The following is a 1,750-nucleotide window of genomic DNA, read 5'->3' on the forward strand; positions in this document are numbered from 1 at the left end:
CCCAGTTTATAACTGGACAAAGCACTACTCCAGTCCATCCCCTCTTGGCCCAGGTGGAGAGAGGGCTTTCAGGTGAGCACTGTCATAGTCGATGAGTGATGAGCGACACTACCCATCCCAGAGTAGAGCTCTTAACTTAAAAGTGGACTATATCGGTCCATAATGTCTGAATTTTATGGAGGAGCTCAATGGAGATCAGCCGGCGGGCCGATTATGCGATGCGGGTGATCCTGGATCTGGCGATGTTGCCATCGGGGATGCGAGCTCGGGCTCGGGATATCGCACGGCGACAGGCGATCCCTTATGCTTTTCTGCAGAAGATCATCCGGGACCTCTGCGCGGCGGGTTTCATTGAAGCCAGCCGAGGCCGGCGAGGCGGGGTGCGGCTGGCCCGGCCCGCGGAATCGATCACCTTACTGGAGGTCCTGGAGGCGATGGAAGGGCCTATCCGCCTGAACCGCTGTTCGCGGGAACCCCACCTCTGCCCGCGCTGGAGTTTCTGTGCGGTCCACCCTGTCTGGGCCCAGGCCCAGGCTTACCTGGAGCAGCTCCTGGGCTCCACCACCTTTGCCCAGGTGGCGGAACGAGGTCGTCAGATCCGGGCGATGCAATCCCGCAACGGGGCCCACGGGGCCGCCGCCTTATCCATCCAGGAGGCCAGCATCGCTCAGGCTCCAAGGATTTAGCGAACGCTTCGACCGCTAGGAAAGCTGCCCCGGGCGGCCTTCCTGGCCTCAGAGAGTCCTCCCATAAATCCAACAAAGGAGGCGAAGGATGCACGAGACGTTCCAGCCCCGCGCTGCCTTGCTGGTGTTCCTTGGCATGATCCTTCTGTTCGCTGCCATGTGGTTCGGCCTGTATCTCACCGTCCTGCTTCCGCGAGGGATGACCGCTTTTTGAGGGCTCTTCGCTTCGTCTCGCTGATCCCTGTTGATTCCAGGAGGTCTGGCATGGTAAAAGACCCATTTGAGCGCGTGGCGATCTTCGGGTCTGGCCTGTTAATGACGGCCTTTTTCGTCGCGATCGTTGTTGGCGCCTTCGGCTTGGGGATCCGCGTTCCCACCTGCGTCACCGACGTTCCCCCTTTTGATCAGCCCGCTGTTGTGGAAGTCGCACCTGGGGAATACGTCGTCAATATGGTGGCTCAGATGTGGCTATTCAACCCCCGCGAGATTCGGATCCCCGCTGGCTCCCGCGTGACATTCAATGTCGTCAGCAAGGACGTCCAACATGGCCTCATGATCGAGGGGACCAATATCAACCTGATGGCCATCCCCGGCGTGGTGAACCGGGCCCAGGCTCGTTTCGATCGGCCGGGAGAATATCTCATCGTCTGCCATGAATACTGCGGGGTCGGCCATCACGCGATGTTCGCCAAATTGATCGTTGAGCCCCGGGCTGCCGGATCCCAGAACCCCAATCCGGCGCGGACGATGGCTTCGGCCCTGGCCTGCTGGATACGTTAACTGCTCAAGAGGAGGTGCGCCATGGGACTGAAAGCGAAAGACATTATGACCACCGAGGTGGTGACCATCGAGCCTTCCGCCACCGTCGCTGAGGCGGTCGCATTAATGAAAGAAAAAGGATTGCGAGCGCTTATCGTGGAGCGATCGAATGAGGAAGACGCCTACGGCATCATCACGGAAACCGATATCGTCTACAAAGTCGTCGCCCAGGGCCTTAACCCCCAATCGGTGCTGGTGCGCGACGTCATGACCAAGCCGTGCATTGTGGTGAACCCGGATCTTTC

The 1,750-nt window shown here is 59.4% G+C and carries 4 protein-coding genes; all 4 read left to right on the plus strand.

Annotated features, from left to right (window positions below; translation table 11 throughout):
* Positions 1-188: 188 nt before the first annotated feature.
* Positions 189-686 (plus strand): Rrf2 family transcriptional regulator, encoded by a 498-nt coding sequence (locus tag NZM16_RS06210; RefSeq protein WP_295450268.1) that lies wholly within the window; start codon positions 189-191, stop codon positions 684-686.
* Positions 687-774: 88 nt separating this feature from the next.
* On the plus strand, positions 775-900 hold the full coding sequence (locus tag NZM16_RS06215) for a hypothetical protein (protein WP_295450266.1): 126 nt from the start codon (positions 775-777) through the stop codon (positions 898-900).
* Between the two features lie 50 nt (positions 901-950).
* Positions 951-1,466 (plus strand): cytochrome c oxidase subunit II, encoded by a 516-nt coding sequence (locus NZM16_RS06220; protein ID WP_295450264.1) that lies wholly within the window; start codon positions 951-953, stop codon positions 1,464-1,466.
* 21 nt (positions 1,467-1,487) lie between these two features.
* Positions 1,488-1,750: CBS domain-containing protein (locus NZM16_RS06225; RefSeq protein ID WP_295479350.1), on the plus strand; the 263-nt coding region annotated here is incomplete at its 3' end.

The organism is Thermoflexus sp. (genome assembly GCF_025055495.1).
GTDB lineage: Bacteria > Chloroflexota > Anaerolineae > Thermoflexales > Thermoflexaceae > Thermoflexus.